This window comes from Rhodanobacter sp. Root480 (assembly GCF_001426645.1).
GTDB classification, from domain to species: Bacteria; Pseudomonadota; Gammaproteobacteria; order Xanthomonadales; family Rhodanobacteraceae; genus Rhodanobacter; species Rhodanobacter ginsenosidimutans.
Genome location: NZ_LMEX01000003.1, coordinates 41,185 through 60,297, shown reverse-complemented (window position 1 = coordinate 60,297; position 19,113 = coordinate 41,185). Strand labels below are relative to the sequence as shown.

At 68.1% G+C, this 19,113-nt stretch carries 15 protein-coding genes; all 15 read left to right on the top strand.

The genetic code is table 11. The features are described from left to right. Nucleotides 1–154 precede the first annotated feature (154 nt). The 15 genes from ASD22_RS13065 to ilvA all read left to right on the top strand — a co-directional run bounded on the left by ASD22_RS13065 (nucleotide 155) and on the right by ilvA (nucleotide 19,085). Nucleotides 155–2,140: a bifunctional 2',3'-cyclic-nucleotide 2'-phosphodiesterase/3'-nucleotidase gene (locus ASD22_RS13065; protein WP_056084415.1), complete on the top strand. Its 1,986-nt coding sequence runs from the start codon at nucleotides 155–157 to the stop codon at nucleotides 2,138–2,140. Nucleotides 2,141–2,547: 407 nt separating this feature from the next. Further along, a complete protein-coding gene (locus ASD22_RS13060) occupies nucleotides 2,548–3,717 on the top strand; it encodes a homoserine dehydrogenase (protein WP_056084413.1) in 1,170 nt (389 codons plus the stop codon). Continuing rightward, nucleotides 3,714–4,694 (top strand): homoserine kinase, encoded by a 981-nt coding sequence (locus ASD22_RS13055; protein WP_056084410.1) that lies wholly within the window; start codon nucleotides 3,714–3,716, stop codon nucleotides 4,692–4,694. Before ASD22_RS13060 ends, ASD22_RS13055 begins: the two co-directional genes overlap by 4 nt. Continuing rightward, complete coding sequence (gene thrC / locus ASD22_RS13050) at nucleotides 4,691–6,013, top strand: threonine synthase (protein WP_082520271.1); 1,323 nt, start codon at nucleotides 4,691–4,693, stop codon at nucleotides 6,011–6,013. The genes ASD22_RS13055 and thrC overlap by 4 nt, the downstream gene beginning before the upstream one ends. A gap of 421 nt (nucleotides 6,014–6,434) precedes the next feature. Beyond that, complete coding sequence (locus ASD22_RS13045) at nucleotides 6,435–8,042, top strand: 2-isopropylmalate synthase (protein WP_056084407.1); 1,608 nt, start codon at nucleotides 6,435–6,437, stop codon at nucleotides 8,040–8,042. Then, nucleotides 8,039–9,028: a branched-chain amino acid transaminase gene (locus ASD22_RS13040; protein WP_056084406.1), complete on the top strand. Its 990-nt coding sequence runs from the start codon at nucleotides 8,039–8,041 to the stop codon at nucleotides 9,026–9,028. Before ASD22_RS13045 ends, ASD22_RS13040 begins: the two co-directional genes overlap by 4 nt. After that, a complete protein-coding gene (gene leuC, locus ASD22_RS13035) occupies nucleotides 9,025–10,437 on the top strand; it encodes a 3-isopropylmalate dehydratase large subunit (protein WP_056084403.1) in 1,413 nt (470 codons plus the stop codon). The genes ASD22_RS13040 and leuC overlap by 4 nt, the downstream gene beginning before the upstream one ends. Beyond that, the gene (leuD, locus tag ASD22_RS13030; RefSeq protein ID WP_056084400.1) at nucleotides 10,434–11,015 is read left to right on the top strand and encodes a 3-isopropylmalate dehydratase small subunit; all 582 of its coding nucleotides are present in this window, start codon (nucleotides 10,434–10,436) and stop codon (nucleotides 11,013–11,015) included. Before leuC ends, leuD begins: the two co-directional genes overlap by 4 nt. Continuing rightward, a complete protein-coding gene (gene leuB, locus ASD22_RS13025) occupies nucleotides 11,012–12,097 on the top strand; it encodes a 3-isopropylmalate dehydrogenase (protein WP_056084397.1) in 1,086 nt (361 codons plus the stop codon). The genes leuD and leuB overlap by 4 nt, the downstream gene beginning before the upstream one ends. A gap of 37 nt (nucleotides 12,098–12,134) precedes the next feature. Continuing rightward, nucleotides 12,135–13,856 carry a dihydroxy-acid dehydratase gene (gene ilvD, locus ASD22_RS13020; RefSeq protein ID WP_056084394.1) on the top strand — a complete coding sequence of 574 codons (1,722 nt, stop codon included), beginning with the start codon at nucleotides 12,135–12,137 and terminating at the stop codon, nucleotides 13,854–13,856. Continuing rightward, the gene (gene ilvC / locus ASD22_RS13015) at nucleotides 13,853–14,842 is read left to right on the top strand and encodes a ketol-acid reductoisomerase (protein WP_056084392.1); all 990 of its coding nucleotides are present in this window, start codon (nucleotides 13,853–13,855) and stop codon (nucleotides 14,840–14,842) included. Before ilvD ends, ilvC begins: the two co-directional genes overlap by 4 nt. A gap of 65 nt (nucleotides 14,843–14,907) precedes the next feature. Beyond that, nucleotides 14,908–15,255 (top strand): hypothetical protein, encoded by a 348-nt coding sequence (locus tag ASD22_RS13010; protein ID WP_056084389.1) that lies wholly within the window; start codon nucleotides 14,908–14,910, stop codon nucleotides 15,253–15,255. A 107-nt stretch (nucleotides 15,256–15,362) separates the two neighbouring features. Then, entirely contained in the window at nucleotides 15,363–17,228 is a 1,866-nt protein-coding gene (gene ilvB, locus ASD22_RS13005; RefSeq protein WP_056085132.1) for a biosynthetic-type acetolactate synthase large subunit, read from the top strand. 10 nt (nucleotides 17,229–17,238) lie between these two features. Next, nucleotides 17,239–17,493, top strand: coding sequence for an acetolactate synthase small subunit (gene ilvN, locus ASD22_RS13000; protein ID WP_007081402.1), 255 nt, complete (start codon nucleotides 17,239–17,241; stop codon nucleotides 17,491–17,493). A gap of 2 nt (nucleotides 17,494–17,495) precedes the next feature. Continuing rightward, entirely contained in the window at nucleotides 17,496–19,085 is a 1,590-nt protein-coding gene (ilvA, locus tag ASD22_RS12995; protein WP_056084385.1) for a threonine ammonia-lyase, biosynthetic, read from the top strand. The last annotated feature ends 28 nt before the right edge of the window (nucleotides 19,086–19,113 follow it).

The window sequence follows — 19,113 nt, the reverse complement described above, 5'->3', positions numbered from 1 at the left end:
GGTGGGCGCGCGGGACGGCGCGAGCGCGGCATGATAATCGTTGAACATGACAAATCGGGTGATCACCGCCGACCGTGACTGACAGCATTGGCGTCGATGCGGCCGCATGCCTATCCTGCCGCTTTGCGCCCGGACGGCGCACGGAACCTTCCCCATGTCGAACCGCGCGCTGCTTCCGCTTGTTTTCGCCACCGCGCTGCTGGCCGGATGCGCCAGCCAGCCAGCCCGGCTGGTTTCGGCGCCGGAAGGCGCACGGGCGAGCGTGGCGATCCTGGAGACCACCGACGTCCACGCCAACGTACTCAGCTACGACTATTACAAGCTGAAATCGGACGACTCGCTGGGCTACGAGCGCACCGCCACGCTGATCCGCCACGCCCGCGACGAGTTTCCCAACACCTTCCTGTTCGACAGCGGCGACACCATCCAGGGCACGGTGCTGGCCGATTACCAGGCGTTGGTGAAGCCGGTGGGTTGCGGCCAGGAGCTGGCGATCTACCGGGCGATGGACGCGGTCGGCTACGACGGCGGCACCGCCGGCAATCACGAGTTCAACTACGGCCTGGGCTTCCTGTCGCAGGTCACCGGCACGCCGATGAATGTCGACGGCGGCCACGCCGACCGCTGCGCGGGGCCGCACTTTCCGCTGGTGCTGGCCAACGTATACAGCGCGCGCGATGGCAAGCCGATCTTCCAGCCGTGGACGGTGGTGACCAAGACCATCGAGGCGTATACCGCCGACGGCAGCAAGCTCGGCGTGCCGTTGAAAGTGGGCATCATCGGCTTCACGCCGCCGCCGATCATGGACTGGGACAAGCGGAACCTGGCCGGCAAGGTCACCGTCAGTGGCGTGGTCGAGGCGGCGAAAAGATACCTGCCGCAACTGCAGGCGCAGCATCCCGACCTGATCGTGGCGATCCTGCATGGCGGCCTCAACACGGCGCCGTACACCCCGACCATGGAAAACGCCGGCTGGTACCTGGCCGGCGTGCCCGGCATCGACGCACTGTTGCTGGGCCATTCGCACACCGAATTTCCCGGGCCGCGCTACGCGGGCATGAAGGACGTCGACGCGAAACGCGGCCTGGTGCGCGGCGTGCCCGCCGTGATGGGCGGCTTCTTCGGCAAGGACCTGGGTGTGATCCAGCTGGTGCTGGAGCGCAAGGACGGCCGCTGGGTGGTCAATCGCGACGAAAGCCACAGCGAGGTGCGGCCGATCTGCAAGACGAAGGATGATTGCGTGCCCGCCGATCCCGCCATCGCACCGCTGGTGCAGAAAGCGCATGAAGCCGCCATCGCCTACATCGACACCCCGATCGGCAAAAGCACGCTGCGCATGAGCAGCTATTTCGCCGACGAAGGCAACCTGACCGCGCTGGCGCCGGTCAATGCGGCACAGGCCGATTACGTGCGCAACCAATTGCCGCGACTGCATCCGGAGCTGGCGAAGGTGCCGGTGCTTTCCGCCGCGGCCGCCTTCCGCACCGGCTTCGGCGGCGTCGACGATTACACCGACGTACCCGCCGGCCCGCTGACCCTGCGCAGCGCCGCCGACCTGTACTTCTACCCCAACACCCTGGCCGCGGTGAAAACCGACGGCGCCGGGGTCAAGGCGTGGCTGGAAAAATCCGCCCAGCGCTTCAACCGGATCGACCCGGCCAAAACCGGCGAGCAAGCGCTGATCAACACGCGTTTCACCGGCTACAACTTCGACCAGATCCAGGGCGGCATTCATTACCTGATCGACGTGTCGAAGCCGGTGGGCCAGCGCATCGTTTCACTGACCCTCCACGGCAAGCCGGTGAGCCCGACCCAGCCGTTCATCGTGGTCACCAACAATTACCGCGCCAACGGTGGCGGCCATTTCCCCGGCCTGGACGGCGGCAGCATCGTGCTCAGCGTGGCGGACGGCAACCGCGAAGTCCTGGCCAAGTGGCTGGAACAACGCGGGACCGTCGGCGCCGCCGCGCTGGAACTGGCGACCTGGCGTTTCGCGCCGCTCAAGACCCGCGGCCCGGTGGTGTTCAGCGCACCCGGCGGCAAGCTGCCCGTGGCGCGTGCAGCAGGACTGACGAACATCAGCGTGCTTCGCGACAACGGCGACGGCACCGCGACCTACGCCATCGACCTGACGCACTGATCGGCGGCGCACCGATCGGCGCGGTACGGCGCAAGCGGCGCTCATTGCGGCGCCGCATTCCATCCACACGGCGTGTGCAGCACGCCGGAAGCGTCGCCCTGCACGCCGCATAAAGTTACAAATGAATCTGTTGACTGCAGTGCAGCAACGCCTTTATGGTCGACTTCATGTCGCCGTCATCCACGCCAGCACACATGCATCCCATGCCGCCTGATCGCGGCTCCGTGTCGCCGTCGTTCGACGCCATGATCATTACCGCCACGATTACCCCGATTACCATTACTGGCTTCGGGTGGGTATCCGTGCGCGCATAGAGTTACAGACGCAAACGGCCCCGCCCTCGATGATGCGGGCCGGCACACACCGATCACCGCCAGCGAGCACGGGCCTCTTCCGGAGAGGCAATCGTGAACACCTGCGCACCACCACTCGTCGATCAACTGCAGCCCTTGCCGCTGACCGCGACCACGCCCGGCTCGACCGTGCGCCGTCGCGTACTGGCTGTCGGGCTGATCGGCCCCGGTCGGGTCGGCAGTGCCCTGCTGGCGCAGTTGCGCGCCGCCCAACCGCGACTGGCTCGCGATGCCGGGCTTGATCTGCGACTGTGCGGCGTGGCCGCCAGCAAACGCATGTGGCTCGATTGCGACGACCCGGAACTGCGCGTCGGCCTCGGTAGCGGCGCCGAGCGCGCCCAGATCTGGCGCCCGGGCAACCTCGACGAATTCGCCGCCCATGTGACGGGCGAGGACGGCCGCCACGCCCTGCTGATCGACTGCAGCGCCAACGACGCCGTAGCCGAGCGCTACGCCGACTGGCTGGCGGCGGGCATCCACGTCGTCACCCCGAACAAGCTGGCCGGCAGTGGTCCGCTGGACCGCTGGCACGCGATCCGCGTCGCCTGCGCCAACGGCGGCGCACGTTTCCGCTACGAAGCCACCGTTTGCGCCGGCCTGCCGATCGTGCAGACCTTGCGCGATCTGCTCGATACCGGCGACGAACTGCTGGCCATCGACGGCATGTTCTCCGGCACGCTGGCCTGGCTGTGCAACCGCCACGACGGCAACCATCCGTTTTCCACCCTGGTCCGCGAAGCCCATGCACTGGGCTATACCGAACCGGACCCGCGCAACGACCTGTCCGGCATGGACGTGGCGCGCAAGCTGGTGATCCTGGCGCGCGAGGCCGGCTGGCCGCTGTCGCTGGACGAGGTCGACGTGCAGAGCCTGGTGCCGCCCGAACTGGCGGCCTTGTCGCCCGAGGCCTTCATGCAGCGCCTGCCCGAACTCGATGCGCCGATGGCCAGCCAGCTGGCCGCGGCCCGCGCCGGCGGTGGCGTGCTGCGCCACGTTGCCAGCCTCGACCGCCACGGCCACGCCAGCGTGAAACTGGTGGTCCTGCCGGCCGATCACACCTTCGCCCACACCCGCCTGACCGACAACATCGTGCAATTCACCACCCGCCGTTACTGCGACAACCCGCTGGTCGTGCAGGGGCCTGGCGCCGGGCCGGAGGTCACCGCAGCGGGCGTATTCACCGACTTGCTGCGTATTGCCGAATCGCTGGGGGTGCGCGCATGAACGCGTCCGCCATCGCTCCCGCACGCAACGAAGCCGGCCGAGACGTCGCCTGCGCGGTGGCCTATGCCAGCGTCGGCAACGTGGCGGTGGGTTTCGACATCCTGGGCCACAGCCTGGCCGGCCCCGGTGACCGCGCCGAGGTGCGGCGCATCGAGGCACCCGAAGTACGCATCGATGCGATCCGCGGTTGCGTCACCGCGCTGCCGACCGACCCGCAGAAAAACACCGCCGGCGTGGCCCTGCTCGCATTCCACAAGGCGATGGGGTTGGACCATGGCCTGGAACTGACCCTGCACAAGGGCATCGCGCTGGGCTCGGGCATGGGTGGCTCGGCCGCTTCCTGCGTGGCCGCGCTGGTGGCCGCCAATGCGTTGCTGCCGCAGCCGCTTTCGCACGAAGCGCTGTATCCGTTCGCGCTGCAGGGCGAGGCGCTGGCCAGCGGCAGTCAGCACGGCGACAACCTCGGCCCGATGCTGCTGGGCGGCCTGGTGCTGGCCACCAAGACCCGGTTGTTGCGCGTGCCGGTGCCGGCAGCGTGGCATTGCGCGCTGGTGCACCCGCACTACGTGCTGGAAACGCGCAAGGCGCGCGCCGCACTGGCGGGCAATTACGCGCTGGGCGAGTTCGTGTCGCAAAGCACGAACCTGGCCTTGCTGCTCACCGGCTGCTACCGCGGCGAGGCCGCGCTGGTGCGCGAAGGCCTGAAGGATGTGCTGGTCGAACCGCGCCGCGCCGCGCTGGTACCCAATTTCGCCAAGGTGAAGCAGGCCGCGCTCGATCACAACGCGCTGGGCGCCAGCATTTCCGGCGGCGGCCCCAGCGTGTTCGGCTGGTATGAATCACGCGCCGAAGCCGAGAGCGCAGCTGCCGCCATGCACGCCGCCTTCGCCGAAGCGGGGCTGGACAGCGACGCCCTGGTGTCGCCAGTGAACGGCCCGGCTGCCGCCGTCATTTCCGCCATCGAGGGCAATCCATGAGCCGCATCGAACCCCTGCTCTACACAAGCACCCGCGCACGCAGCCCCTCGGTGGAGATCAGCCAGGCGATTGCCGCCGGGCTGGCACCGGATGGCGGCCTGTATGTGCCCGAGGTACTTCCCAGGATCGACCCGGCCACGTTCGACCCGCGCGGCAGCATCGCCGACACCGCCGCCACGCTGCTGGCGCCGTTCTTTGCCGGCGACCCGCTGGCCGACGAACTGGCTGCCATCTGCGCGGAGGCGTTCGTGTTCGACGCCCCGCTGCGCCCGCTGCCGCAACATCCGCAGAGCCTGATGCTGGAGCTGTTCCACGGGCCCACCTCGGCGTTCAAGGATTTCGGCGCCCGCTTCCTGGCGGCATGCCTGCAGCGCTTGCCGCGGGCGAGCGGCCAGCCGTTGACGATCCTGGTGGCCACCTCCGGCGACACCGGCGCCGCGGTGGGCGCAGCCTTCCACCAGCGGCCCGGCGTGCGGGTGGTGATCCTCTACCCCGACGGCAAGGTCTCGCCGCGCCAGGCGCACCAGTTGGGCAGCTTCGGCGACAACGTCACCGCGCTGCGGGTGGATGGGCGTTTCGATGATTGCCAGCGGATGGTCAAGGCGGCATTGAACGACGCCGCGTTGCAGGCGCAGGTGCCGATGTCGTCAGCCAACAGCATCAGCCTCGGCCGACTGCTGCCGCAGATGAGCTATTACGCGTACACCGCGCTGCGCTGGTGGCATGCGCACGGCGAGCCGCTGAACTTCATCGTGCCCACCGGCAACCTGGGCAACGCACTGGCCTGCCTGTGGGTGCGCGAGATGGGTCTGCCGATTGGCGAAGTACGCCTGGCATGCAACGCCAACGCCACGCTGGCGGATTATTTCGGTGGCGCCGAGTACACGCCACGCGACGCGGTGGCGACGCTGGCCAACGCGATGGACGTGGGCGCACCGAGCAATTTCGAGCGGCTGCGCTGGACCTACCCCGATCCGTCGGTGTTGCGCCACCTGCTGCGGGCCGACTGCGTGGATGACGCCACCATCCGCGAAACCATCGCGCTGCATGCACGCCAGCATGGCGAGGTGTTCTGCCCGCATACGGCCACGGCGATGCATCTGCTCGACCAGTTGCGCGCCGCCGGCGACAGCGCCAGCTGGGCGGTGGTGTCCACGGCCCACGCCGCCAAGTTCGAAAGCGTGGTGGAACCATTGCTCGGCCACCCGCTGGACGTGCCACCGGCACTGGCGGCGATGCTCCAGCGCCCGGCAACCGCGCTGCCGTTGGCGGCCACCGACGCGGCGCTGCACGACTGGCTGCTTGCGCACAAGGCCTGACCAACCGTACGTCGACGAATGGTTGAATCGCCATGATGGCCCGCAAAGTACGCCTTGCGCCGATGGACGTCCGGACTTCTGGACGTCCATACGGTGGCGTGCGTTATCCGTTGTGTTCAATTACAAACGTAAGTGTTGACAAGCCACAGGGTGTGCCGTACGGTCAACGACATGTCGCAGCGCAGCACACATCGCCGCATCACCGGAATGAATCATCCCGCGATGGTTGCTGGTCCGCCGCGATTGCGCGGCGCGCTCATCCTTGTCCTTGTACTCGTACTCCTTATTACCAACGGAGGTGCGGGCTGAGGGCATGTGTCCAGGTAGTTAGAAGATAACCTGATGACTCCCGAAGAACCCCGCACCCGGAAACGAATGCGGGGTTTTTTCATGCCCTTGGCGCCGCCCCGCGGAGCCAGCGATGAATAACCAACCGGCAGCAACGAACGACAGCAGCAACGGCGAAGACACAACGCCCGATCGCGTATTGATCTTCGACACCACCCTGCGCGATGGCGAGCAGGCGCCCGGCTTCTCGATGGATCTGCACGCCAAGCTGAAACTGGCGCATGCGCTGGAGGAACTCGGCGTGGACATCCTTGAGGCCGGCTTCCCGCAGGCCTCACCGGATGACTTCAACGCGGTGGCGAAAATCGCCCAGTCGTTGACGAAGACCACCGTTGCCGGCCTGGCCCGCTGTGTTCCCGGCGACATCGACAGCTGCGCCCGCGCGCTGGAAGGCGCGCGTCGCTCGCGCATCCACCTGTTCCTGTCCACCAGCCCGCTGCACCGCGAGCACAAGCTGGGCATGAGCAAGCAGCAGGTCGTGGAAGCCACCGTGCGCTCGGTCGAGCGTGCCCGCCAGCTGTGCCATGAGGTGGAGTTTTCCGCCGAGGACGCGCTGCGCACCGAGCCGGACTTCCTGGTCGAGGTGTTCAACGCCGCCGCCGCCGCCGGCGCCACCACGCTGAACGCCCCCGACACTGTCGGCTACACCACGCCGGCGGAGATGTTCGAGTTGTTCACCTACCTGCGCAAGAACGTGCGCAACGCGGAGAACCTGATCTTCTCCAGCCATTGCCACAACGATCTGGGCATGGCCGTGGCTAACAGCCTGGCGGCGGTCAGCGCGGGCGCGCGACAGATGGAATGCACCATCAACGGCATCGGCGAACGCGCCGGCAATGCCGCGCTGGAGGAACTGGTAATGGCGCTGAAGGTGCGCGCACCGCACTTCGGCGTCAGCACCGGCATCGATACGCGCAAGCTGTATCCCACCTCGCGGTTGCTGACCCAATTGACCGGCCAGGGCGTGCCGCGCAACAAGGCGATCGTGGGCGACAATGCATTCGCACACGAATCGGGTATCCACCAGCACGGCATGTTGAAGCATCGCGGCACCTACGAAATCATGCATCCGCAGGATGTGGGCATCGCCGAAACCAGCCTGGTGCTGGGCAAGCATTCCGGCCGCCATGCGCTGCGTGAGCGGCTGCAGAAGCTGGGCCACACGCCGGACGACGCCACCTTGGACGGCATCTTCGCCCGCTTCAAGATGCTGGCCGACCAGCGCCGCGACATCCACGACGACGACCTGCAGGCGCTGGCGCTGGGCCAGGACCCGGACACCACCGGCCCCTGGAGCCTGCTGCAGTTGAACGCCAGCTCGCAGCTGGGTGGCGGCAGCTCCACCGCGGTGACGCTGGTCCACGAGGATGGCCGCGAGGTCGCCGAAACAGGTGCCGGCGACGGCCCGGTCGACGCCGTGCTGCACGCCATCACCCGCGCCACCGGCATCGAACTGGCGCTGACCCAGTTCCAGATCCGCGCGATGGGCGAAGGTGGCGATGCCCAGGGTCGCGCCGAACTCACCGCCCGCCACGGCAGCCTTGACTGGCACGGCAACGGCGTCAGCACCGACATCGTGGAAGCCGCCGCCCTGGCCGCGCTGGCGATCGTCAACCGCATCGAACGGCAGGCTCCGGCCCGCTCGCATTCCGCACCGAAAGCACTGGAATCCACACCATGAGCACGCCTTTCATCTGGCACAACGGTCAGCTCAAGCCCTGGGCCGAGGCCAATGTCCACGTCAGCACCCACGCGCTGCACTACGGCTCCTCCGTGTTCGAGGGTGAGCGCGTGTACGCGACCCACCGCGGGCCGGCGTATTTCCGGCTGGAGGATCACACCCGGCGCCTGTTCGAGTCGGCCAAGGTCTACGAGATCGAGATCGGCTACACCGAGGCGCAGATCAACGCCGCCTGCATCGAGCTGATCCGCGCCAACAAGATGGAATCGGCCTACGTGCGCCCGATCGTGTTTCGTGGCGCCGGTGGCCTGGGCGTGCTGCCCAAGGGCGAGGCACCCGTGGACGTGGCCATCATGGCGCTGGACTGGGGCGCCTACCTCGGCGAGGCGGCCGAACGCGGCGCCGACGTGTGCGTGTCGTCGTGGAACCGGCCCGCGCCCAACACCATTCCCAGCTGGGCCAAGGCTGGCGGCAACTACCTCAACAGCCAGCTGATCGGGCTGGAGGCGCGCCGCGGCGGCTATGACGAGGGCATCGCGCTGGGTCACAACGGCCTGCTCAGCGAAGGCGCCGGCGAAAACCTGTTCCTGGTCAAGCGCGGCAAGCTGCTCACGCCGCCGTCCAGCGCCGGCATCCTGGCCGGCATCACCCGCGACACCGTGCTGACGCTGGCGGCCGACCTGGGCCTGAGCGTGGAAGAACGTGACCTGCCGCGCGAGGCGTTGTATACCGCCGATGAGATCTTCATGACCGGCACCGCGGCCGAGGTCACGCCGGTGCGCTCGGTCGATCGCAAGAACGTGGGCGACGGCACGCCCGGCCCGATCACCAAGGCCCTGCGCCAGGCATTCTTTGGCCTGTTCGACGGCCGTACCGAAGACCGCTGGAACTGGCTGAATGTTGTCAGTGACCGCGACAATCAAGAACCGGCCACCTACGGCCGGACTCCCCAACAACAGCCAGCGTCGACTGGAGCCAATGCATGACCGCAAGAACCCTGTTTGAAAAAGTGTGGGACGCCCACGTGGTGGCGCCCGAATCCACCGATACGCCCGCCGTCCTGTACGTCGACCTGCATCTGGTGCACGAAGTCACCTCGCCGCAGGCGTTCAGCGAATTGCGCCAACGCGGCCTCACCCTGCGCCGCCCCGATCGCACCCTGGCCACGCTCGACCATTCCACGCCCACGCTGCCCACCGGCGCGGACGGCGTGCGGCCGTACACCAATGCCGCCGCCAAGGCGCAGGTGGAGCAATTGGAAGCCAATTGCGCCGAATTCGGCGTCACCCTGCATGGCTGGGACAGCGACCAGCGCGGCATCGTGCACGTGATCGGCCCGGAACTGGGCGCCACCCAGCCGGGCATGACCATCGTCTGCGGCGACAGCCACACCTCCACCCATGGCGCGTTCGGCGCGCTGGCGTTCGGCATCGGCACCACCGAGGTGGGCCACGTGCTGGCCACCCAGTGCCTGCTGCAGCGCAAGCCGAAAACCCTGGCCATCCACGTGGACGGCAAGCTGGCCCCCGGCGTGGGCGCCAAGGACCTGATCCTGCACATCATCGGCAGCATCGGCGTCGATGGCGGCACCGGCTACGTGCTGGAATACCGCGGCCCGACCATCGAGGCGTTGTCGATGGAAGAGCGCATGACGGTCTGCAACATGTCGATCGAAGCCGGTGCCCGCGCCGGCCTGATCGCACCGGACGAAACCACCTTCGCGTGGCTGAAGGGCCGCCCGATGGCACCGCAGGGCGCCGACTGGGACGCCGCCGTGGCCCGCTGGCGCGCGCTGCGCAGCGACGAGGGCGCCAGCTACGACCGCGAGGTGCATTTCGACGCCAGCAAGATCGGCCCCACCGTCACCTACGGCACCCACCCGGGCATGGCCAGCGCCCTGAGCGCCACCTTGCCGGAACCCACCAACGCGCAGGAGCGCCGCGCCCGCGACTACATGCATTACGAGCCGGGCCAGTCGATGGAAGGCATGGCGGTGGACGTGGTGTTCATCGGCAGCTGCACCAACTCGCGCCTGCCCGACCTGCGCGAGGCCGCCAGCGTGTTGCGCGGTCGCCACGTCGCCGAGGGCGTGCGCATGCTGGTGGTGCCCGGCTCCGAGGCGGTGCGCCGCGATGCGGAGCGCGAGGGCCTGCACCAGGTGTTTCTGGATGCCGGCGCCGAATGGCGCGTGCCGGGTTGCTCCATGTGCATCGCCATGAACGGCGATCTGGCGCAGCCGGGCCAGCTGGTGGTGTCCACCTCAAACCGCAATTTCGAGGGCCGCCAGGGCAAGGGCGCCCGCACCGTGCTGGCCAGCCCGGCCACCGCGGCCGCATCGGCCGTGGCCGGCGTGGTCGCCGACCCACGCGTGTACCTGACGGAGGCCGCAGCATGAAACCGATTACCCGCCTGCAGTCACGCACCGCCGTGCTGACCGACGAAAACATCGATACCGACCGCATCATCCCGGCGCGCTTCCTCACCACCACGGTGCGTGAAGGCCTGGGCAAGCTGTGCTTCAACGACTGGCGCTACCAGAGCGACGGCTCCGACAACCCCGCCTTCCCGCTCAACCAGCCGCAGTCGCAGGGCTGCGAGATCCTGGTGGCCGGGCGCAACTTCGGCTGCGGCTCCTCGCGCGAACACGCGCCGTGGGCGCTGCTCGACTACGGCATCAAGGCCGTGCTGTGCAGCGAGATCGCGGACATCTTCCGCAACAACGCGCTGAAGAACGGCCTGCTGGCGATCGTGATCGCCGAGGCGCAGCACCGCTGGCTGCTGGACAACCCCGGCGTGGAACTGACCATCGACGTGCAGGCGCAGACGATCACCCTGCCCGACGGCAGCAACGTCGCGTTCACGCTGGAGCCGTTCGCCCGCCACTGCCTGCTGAACGGCGTGGATCAGCTCGGCTTCCTGCTGCAGCACACCGACGCCATCGGTCAATTTGAAAAACAGGAGAAAGCGGCATGAAGGCACGCATCGTCACTCTGCCCGGCGACGGCGTGGGTCCGGAAGTCACCGCCGCGGCTGTCGCCGTGCTGCAAGCCGTGGCTGGCCACTACGGCCACGAGTTCACCTTCGACGAACAGCTGATCGGCGGCTGCGCCATCGACGCCACCGGCGAGCCGCTGCCCGCCGCCACGCTGGCCGCCTGCAAGCAGGCCGACGCGGTGCTGCTGGGCGCCGTGGGCGGGCCGAAATGGTCCGATCCGAACGCGCCGGTGCGCCCCGAGCAGGGCTTGCTGGGCCTGCGCGCCGCGCTGGGCGTGTACGCCAACCTGCGCCCGCTGCAGGTGCATCCGGCGCTGGCCGACCTGTCGCCGCTGAAGAATGAGCGCCTGCAGGGTGTGGACGTGCTGTTCGTGCGCGAACTCACCGGCGGCGCCTATTTCGGTGCCAAGACCCGCACCGACGACACCGCCACCGACGAATGCAAATACACCGTGGCCGAAGTGGAACGCGTGGCCCGCCGCGCCCTCGCGCTGGCACGCGGCCGCCGCAAGCAGCTCACCTCGGTGGACAAGGCCAACGTGCTGGAAACCTCGCGCCTGTGGCGCAGCACGGTGCAGCGCATCGCCACCGAATTCCCGGACGTGAAGGTCGAGCACCAGTTGGTCGATTCGATGGCGATGCTGCTGCTGAGCCAGCCGTCGCGCTACGACGTGGTGGTCACCGAAAACCTGTTCGGCGACATCCTCACCGACGAGGCCGCCGCGCTGGCCGGCTCGCTGGGCCTGCTGCCGTCGGCGTCGCTGGGCGAAAGCCGCGTAGGCCTCTACGAGCCGATCCACGGCTCGGCCCCGGACATCGCCGGCAAGGGCGTGGCCAACCCGGTCGGCACCATCCTCTCCGCCGCCCTGCTGCTGCGCCACTCGCTGCAGCTGGAAGCCGAAGCCGTGGCGATCGAAGCCGCCATCGACCGCGTGCTGAGCGACGGCCCGCACAGCCGCGACATTGGCGGCCAGGCCGGCACGCAGGACGTGCTGGACGCGGTGCTGCAGGCCCTGGACGGCTACGCCAGCGCCGCCCCTTCCCTGCGCTCGGCCGGCTGACCGGACGCCCCCTTCCCCATGTCCTACTGGAACCGCCATGCGTAGTGATGCAATCAAGACCGGCGCCGATCGCGCTCCCGCCCGTGCCATGTTGCGCGCCACCGGCATGGATGACGACGCGATCAAGAAGCCGCTGATCGCGGTGGTGCACACCTGGTCCGACGTCAGCCCGTGCAACCTCAACCTGCGCGATCTGGCTGCGGAAGTCGCCAAGGGCATCCGCGCGGCGGGCGGCACGCCGGTGGAGTTCAACACCATCGCGGTTACCGACGGCATCGCCATGGGCACGGCCGGCATGCGCTATTCGCTGGTGAGCCGCGAGGTCATCACCGACTCCATCGAGGCGGCGGTCGAGGGCCACCTGTGCGACGCCATGGTGGTGCTGTGCGGTTGCGACAAGACCATCCCCGCCGCCGCGATGGCGATGGCGCGGCTGGATATCCCGGCGGTGGCGCTGTACGGCGGCACCATCGCGCATGGCCTGCACAAGAACCGCCCGATCACCATCCAGCAGGTGTTCGAGGCGGTCGGCGCGCATGGCGCGGGCAAGATCGACGATGCCGAGCTGCGCTCGGTGGAATGCGATGCCTGCGGCGGCGCCGGTGCCTGCGGCGGCCAGTTCACCGCCAACACCATGGCGATGGTGCTGACCACGCTGGGCTTGTCGCCGATGGGCCTGAACGACATCCCCGCCACGCATCCCGACAAACTCGCCGCCGCGCAGCGCTGCGGTGAGCTGGTGATGGAATGCCTGCGCGAGGATCGCCGCCCCAGCTCGATGTTCAACCGCACCGCGCTGAGCAACGCCGCACGCATGGTCGCCGCCACCGCCGGCTCCACCAATGCCGTGCTGCATCTGCTGGCGATCGCCCGCGAGGCCGGCGTGCCGTGGACGCTGGAGGACTTCCAGCCCGCTTCGGAGAACACCCCGGTGATCTCCGACCTGCTGCCAGGCGGCCAGTACACCGCGGTCGAGCTGTTCGACGCCGGCGGCATTGCCCGCGTGGCGCAGGAGCTGATCGCCGCCGGCATGCTGCAGGACGCGCCCACCGTCACCGGTCGCACACTGTTTGCCGAAGCCGCCGAGGCGCCGCGTTTCGAGGACCAGCAGGTGGTGTTCCCGGTCAGCGCACCGATCAAGCCGCGCGGCGGCTATTCCATCCTCTACGGCAATGTCGCGCCGGAAGGCTGCATCCTGAAGATCCCCGGCAAGAACAGCGCCGGCCATGGCGCCACTCATTTCGAAGGCACCGCCCGCGTGTTCGAGAGCGAGGAAGCGGCCTTCACCGCCGTGCAGGAAGGACGCATCGGCAAGGGCGACGTGGTGGTGATCCGCAACGAAGGCCCCGCCGGCGGCCCCGGCATGCGCGAGATGCTGGGCGTCACCGCCGCGCTGATCGGCCGCGGCCTGGGCGATGACGTGGCGCTGATCACCGACGGCCGGTTCTCCGGCGCCACCCACGGTTTCATGGTGGGCCACGTGGCGCCGGAAGCGGCGCGTGGCGGCCCGATCGCGCTGCTGCGTGACGGCGACCACCTGCGCATCGATGCCAACACCCGCGAGCTGGTCACCGATGCCGACCTCGACGGCCGCCGCGCCAGCTGGCAGCCGCCCGAGCCCAAAGTCACCCGCGGCGTGCTGGCCAAGTACGCGCGGCTGGTTGGTTCCGCCTCCGACGGCGCCAACACCCATCCCGATACGGCGGTGCAGACGCCCGCCCACACAAACAAACCAACCAAAGCAGGAGTTACCGCATGAGCAACAACGACACCCTGGGCAATGCCCGCATCGCCGTTCTCGGCTACGGCAGCCAGGGCCGCGCCCACGCCCTCAACTTGCGCGACTCCGGCCTCGACGTCGTCGTCGGCCTGCGCAAGGGCGGCCCGTCCTGGGAGAAGGCCAGTGCCGAAGGCTTCAAGGTGGCCGAGCCGGGCGAGGCGGTGAAGGGTGCCGACCTGGTCGCGGTGCTGACGCCCGACATGGTGCAGGCAGACGTCTATACGCAGAGCATCGAGCCGAACATCAAGCCCGGCGCGGCGCTGCTGTTCGCGCACGGCTTCAACGTGCACTTCAAGCGGATCGACCCGCGCAAGGACATCGACGTGATCCTGGTGGCCCCCAAGGGCCCCGGCGCGCTGGTGCGCACCGAGTATGAGCGCGGCCGCGGCGTGCCCAGCATCTGGGCGGTGTACCAGGACGTGTCCGGCCAGGCCGAGGCCAAGGCGCATGCCTATGCCAACGGCATCGGTGGCGGCCGCGCCATGCTGATCAAGACCGACTTCAAGGAAGAGACCGAGACCGATCTGTTCGGCGAGCAGGCCGTGCTGTGCGGCGGCGCCTCGTCGCTGGTGCAGGCCGGCTTCGAGACCCTGGTGGAAGCGGGCTACCAGCCGGAAATCGCCTACTACGAAGTGCTGCACGAACTGAAGCTGATCGTGGACCTGTTCTACGAAGGCGGCATCACCAAGATGCTGCAGTTCGTCTCCGAGACCGCCCAGTACGGCGACTACGTCAGCGGCCCGCGCGTGATCGACGCCGGCGTCAAGGCGCGCATGAAGGATGTGCTGACCGACATCCAGAACGGCACCTTCGCGCGCAACTGGATCGCCGAGTACGAAGCCGGCCTGCCGAACTACAAGAAGTTCAAGCAGGCCGATCTCGAGCATCCGGTCGAGGTGGTGGGTGCCAAGCTGCGCGCCCGCATGCCGTGGCTGCAGCCGGAAACGGCGAAGCAGGCAGGCTGATCGACGTCCCGTTCCCCGGTTCGCCGGGGAACGGAGCGGCAACGTTTTTCCATCGGGGACACGACGTGAAACGTTTTCACATTGCGCTGGCGGTTCGCGACCTGGCCGAGTCGATCGACGACTACAGCCAGCGACTGGATGCCCAGCCGAGCGCCGTCGTCGCCGGCAAGTACGCGATGTGGCGTACCGACCTGCTGAACTTCTCCATCAACCAGATGCCGGAGCGCGCGGGCCAGTTGCGCCACATCGGCTTCGAGGACGACCTCGCCGAAGGATTTTCCAGCACCTCCGACGTCAATGGCCTGGTATGGGAAAGCTTCTGCGCGCAGGAACAGGATCTGAAGATCGCCGAGACCTATGGCGTTCCGGTCAGGTCAGGACGACCACCACGGGAATCGACCTCCCACTCATGACACAAACGTTGGGGTGACCGGTGCGCCGCACCGCCACCGCATCGCGTCCAAGCACCCGGCGGCTGCCGGCCATGCCAAGGAACCGCAACATCGTGAATGCACAACTGATGAACACCAAGTCCACCCCGGCTCCCGCCGGCGACCTGCACCCGCTGGCGGCGAAGTCGATGAGCGGCGCCGAGGTCATCGTGCAGGTATTGGCGGACGAAGGCGTCGACGTGATGTTCGGCTATTCCGGCGGCGCCATCCTGCCGGTCTACGACGCCGTATTCCGGTACAACGCCACCCATCCGAACGACGACGGCAGCGAGCCGTTGCCGCTGATCGTGCCGGCCAACGAGCAGGGCGCGGGCTTCATGGCCGCCGGCTATGCGCGCGCCTCCGGCAAGGTCGGCGTGGCCGTGGTCACCTCCGGCCCCGGCGCCACCAACATGGTCACCCCGGTGCGTGACTCGATGGCCGACTCGATCCCCATGGTGGTGATCTGCGGCCAGGTCGGCGTGGCCGCCATCGGCAGCGACGCGTTCCAGGAAGCGCCGGTCAGCACGATCATGGGCGCCTGCGCGAAGCACGTGTTCCTGGTGACCGATGCCAGCGTGCTGGAAGCCACCTTGCGTACCGCGTTCGAGATCGCCCGCAGCGGGCGGCCGGGGCCGGTGGTGGTGGACGTACCCAAGGATGTGCAGAACACCGCGCTGACCTTTGCCGGCCAGGGCCAGCTGCCCATTCCCGGCTACCGCGCGCGCCTGCGCAACGTGCAGTCGGCCCAGCTGGACGATGCCGGTTGCGCCAGCTTCTTCGACGCGCTGGCCCAGGCCAGGCGTCCGTTGATCTACGCCGGCGGCGGCGTGATCGCCTCCGGCGCCGCCGAGGCCCTGCGTGATTTCGTGGCCGATTTCGGCCTGCCGGTCACCACCACGCTGATGGGGCTGGGCGCGTTCGACACCACCGATCCGCTGGCGCTGCATTTCCTGGGCATGCACGGCACCGCCTACGCCAACTACGCGGTGGAGGATTGCGACTTCGTGCTGACCCTGGGCGCGCGCTTCGACGACCGCGTGGCCGGCGTGCCGGACAAGTTCGCTCCCCGCGCGAAATTCATCGCCCAGGTGGACATCGATCCGGCCGAGATCGGCAAGGTCAAGGCGGTGGACTGGCACCACATCGGCGACCTGCGACGCACGCTCGAGCGCCTGCGCGAGTACGGCGCGGCGCACGGTATCCACCCGCGGCAGGACGGCCGCTACGCCGCCTGGCACGCGCATATCGCCGAGCTCAAGCGCGTGCACGCGCTGAACTACGACCACGACAGCGAGCTGATCCAGCCGTACGCGGTGATCGAGGCGATCAACCGCATCACCGACGGCCACGCGATCATCAGCACGGGCGTGGGCCAGCACCAGATGTGGGCGGCGCAGTATTTCGATTACCGCGCGCCACGCCACTGGCTCAGCTCCGGCTCGATGGGCACGATGGGTTTCGGCCTGCCCGCGGCCATCGGCGCGCAGTTTGCGCGGCGCGATGCCACCGTCATCGACATCGATGGCGACGGCAGCATCCGCATGAACCTGGGCGAGCTGGAAACCGTCACCACGTATGGCCTGCCGGTGAAGATCGTGCTGCTCAACAACCGCGGCGACGGCATGGTGCGGCAGTGGCAGAAGCTGTTCTTCAAGGGCCGCTTCGCCTCCTCCGACAAGAGCCTGCACACCAAGGATTTCATCAAGGCCGTGCAGGCCGACGGCTTCACCTGGGCGCGCCGGCTGGAGCGCAAGGAGGAACTGGCCGACACCATCGCCGAGTTCCTGGCGTTCGAGGGCCCTGCCTTCCTGGAAGTGATGATCGATCCGGACGCCGGCGTCTACCCGATGGTGGGCCCGGGCATGTCGTACGCCCAGATGATCACCGGTGATTTCATCGCCTCGCGGCAGCGCGCCGCCGGCGACGAAACCCTACGCAACGACATGTTTTGAGCGGATGCCCATGAACGCCGTCACGCAACACACGCTTACCATCATGCTGCAGAACGAAACCGGCGCGCTGGTGCGCGTGGCCGGGCTGTTCGCCTCGCGCAGCTACAACATCGACTCGCTCAACGTGGCCGCCACCGCCGACCCCGCCATCTCGAAGCTGGTGCTCAGCATCCGCGGCGACGACCAGGCCGTGGTGCAGATCGTGCGCCAGACGCGCAAGCTGATCGACGTGCTTGAAGTCAGCCACCAGGCAACGGCGGACTGATGATGAATGCCGTCACCAGCAAGGCGCCGGTGCAACCGGACGGGGTGCCCTCGTTGTCCGACGAGGAGTTGCTGCGGCGCATGTACGCCGCGCGCGTCTACGACGTGGCGCGCGAGACGGCGTTGCAGCCGGCACCGCTGTTGTCGACCCGCTACGGCCGGTCGGTGGCGTTGAAGCGCGAGGATCAGCAACCGGTCTTTTCGTTCAAGCTGCGCGGCGCCTACAACAAGATGAGCCGCCTCGACCCGCCCCAGCGTGCCTGCGGCGTGATCGCCGCGTCCGCCGGCAACCATGCCCAGGGCGTGGCGCTGGCGGCGGCGAAGCTGGGCATCCACGCGGTCATCGTGATGCCGGTGACGGTACCGAAGGTCAAGCTGGATGCCGTGCGCCGCATCGGCGGCAGTTCCGTCGAAGTGGTGTTGTGCGGCAACTCGTACAGCGAGGCCCAGGCCGAGGCGCTGCGCCTGCAGTACGCCCACAGCTACACCGTGGTGCACCCGTTCGACGACCCGGACGTGATCGCCGGCCAGGCCACCATCGGCCTGGAGATCCTGCGCCAGCACCCAGGCCCGTTGGATGCGGTGTTCGTGCCGGTGGGCGGCGGCGGCCTGCTGGCCGGCGTGGCCGCCTGCATCAAGTCGCTGCGCCCGGAGGTCAAGGTCATCGGCGTGCAGGCGGCCGACTCCGATGCGATGGCCCGCTCGCTGGAAACCGGCGAACGGGTGACGCTGGACGAAGTGGGCCTGTTTTCCGATGGCACCGCAGTGAAGCAGGTCGGCGTACGCACCTATGCCCTGTGCAAGCGTCACGTTGACGCCATGCTGCGGGTCGATACCGATGCGATCTGCGCCGCCATCCGCGACGTGTTCCAGGAAACCCGCAGCGTTCCCGAACCCGCTGGCGCGCTGGCGCTGGCCGGTCTCAAGCAATACATCACCGACCAGAAGGCCGCGGGCGAGGAGAGCGAGGGCGCGCTGGTGGCGATCGTCTCCGGCGCCAACATGAATTTCGATCAGCTGCGCTTCGTGGCCGAGCGCGCCGAAGTCGGTGAGCAGCACGAGGCCGTGTTCGCGGTGACCGTACCCGAGCAACGCGGCAGCTTCCGCCGTTTCTGCGCCACGCTGGGCGATCGCAGCATCACCGAGTTCAACTACCGCGTCGGCGACACCCGGCTGGCGCACATCTTCGTGGGCGTGCAGACCACCGGCCGGAACGAACGCGAGGCCTTGATCGCCGCCTTCCACGCGCAGGATTTCGGTGTGCTCGACCTCACCGACGACGAGTTGGCCAAGTTGCATCTGCGCCACATGGTGGGCGGCCGCTCGCCACTGGCGCAGGACGAGCAGCTGTACCGTTTCGAATTCCCCGAGCGCCCCGGCGCGCTGACCCGCTTCCTGGGCCACATGCACCCGGACTGGAACATCAGCCTGTTCCACTACCGCAACCAGGGCGCCGATTACGGCCGCATCCTGGTCGGCATCCAGGTGCCGCCGGACGAACGCGAACTGTTCCAGCGCTTCCTCGAAACGCTGGGCTATCCGTATCGCAACGAGAGCGACCACAGCGCCTATCGGCTGTTGCTGCAGGGCTGACCCGCGCGGCTCGGCCAGGGTAGCTCGG